The sequence below is a fragment of the Thermoplasmatales archaeon genome, assembly GCA_014361245.1.
Lineage (GTDB): Archaea > Thermoplasmatota > E2 > UBA202 > JdFR-43 > JACIWB01.
Genome location: JACIWB010000092.1, coordinates 1 through 1,083 on the forward strand (window position 1 = coordinate 1; position 1,083 = coordinate 1,083).

A 1,083-nucleotide genomic window follows, 5' to 3' on the forward strand; every position below is an offset into this window, starting at 1 on the left:
ACACCAGATCCTTCTGGACGTGGCCCTTTCCTATGCCATCCTTGGTTTTCTGGGAACCGTCCTTGTGGCGCGGTTTGGGGAAAGGGGTGAACGATGAGGATTTTCGGAGAAGTTCTTCTCTTTTTGGGGCTGGTCCTCCTTTGGCTTGGGGGCCTTGGGATGGTGCGGTTCCGTTCGCCGTATGTGCGGCTGCAGGTGGCCGGGGTGGCTGATATCGGTGGGACGAGCCTTTTTCTGGTGGGGCTTATCGTGTGGGAGGGCTGGGAAGCTACGGGAGGATTGGCCTTGGTTTTGCTCCTTTTCCTACTTTTCACCGGGCCCTTGGCCACTCATGCTGTGGCCAAAAGCGCCTTTGTGCGGAGGATACGCGACTGACATGGCGGCCGTCTTTCTCTGCGTCCTGGCCTTGGCTCTGGCCGTCTTCGCCCTCACCCGCAGGCGCCTTCTTTGGGGGGTGATTGGGGTGGGCGCCCATTCCCTGGTTTTGGCTGGGCTCTATTTGGTTTTGGCTGCGCCCGACGTGGCCCTCACCGAAGCTGCCGTAGGATTCGGCCTTGTGACCTTCGTGTACCTTTTGGCTTTGCGCCGCACGGGAAAAATCGTGGTCGCCGCCACTCCGCTTTATCCTCTCCTTTATCCAGAAGGTGAGGGCATCGCCGGATTGGAGTGGGAGATTCTCACCCGGTTCGCCCGTTGGTATCACCGGGATCTTGAACTTGTTTGGGTTCCCCGCGCGGAGATCCCCCGGCTTTTGCGAAGCGGCGAGGCCCACCTCGGCGCCGGCGGTTTTCTTTCCACGCCGGAGGATGGCTTGGCTTACACCAAGTACCTTCTTCCCACGCGGTTGGTGCTGGTGCGATTGGGAGAAGGCCCGCGGGGATCCGTGGCCGGCGAGCCTGGGCAGAAACATGTCGACCCCGCGGGAAAACTCTTCGAGGATGCCGCGGAATTGGCCCACGCCCTGGCCCGGGGAGAAGTGGGGGAAGCGGTGACCGATCTCCTGAGATTGCGGGAGTGGACCATGCAGGACCTCTTTTCCGAAGCGGAAACCCAAATCCTTCCCGAAGAATATGGGTTCACCCT

The 1,083-nt window shown here is 60.7% G+C and carries 3 protein-coding genes; all 3 read left to right on the forward strand.

The genetic code is table 11. The annotated features are described in order from the left end of the window. The coding region (locus H5T45_07645; protein ID MBC7129570.1) for a pH regulation protein F at nt 1-97 on the forward strand (97 nt) is incomplete at its 5' end. Then, nucleotides 94-375: a monovalent cation/H(+) antiporter subunit G gene (locus H5T45_07650; GenBank protein MBC7129571.1), complete on the forward strand. Its 282-nt coding sequence runs from the start codon at nt 94-96 to the stop codon at nt 373-375. The genes H5T45_07645 and H5T45_07650, both read left to right, overlap by 4 nt. 1 nt (nt 376) lies before the next feature. Continuing rightward, the coding region (locus H5T45_07655) for a DUF4040 domain-containing protein (protein MBC7129572.1) at nt 377-1,083 on the forward strand (707 nt) is incomplete at its 3' end.

What these genes read in the sequence shown, in the direction of transcription:
- H5T45_07650 (MBC7129571.1), top strand. Translation starts at nt 94, where the DNA reads ATGAGGATTTTCGGAGAAGTTCTTCTCTTTTTGGGGCTGGTCCTCCTT.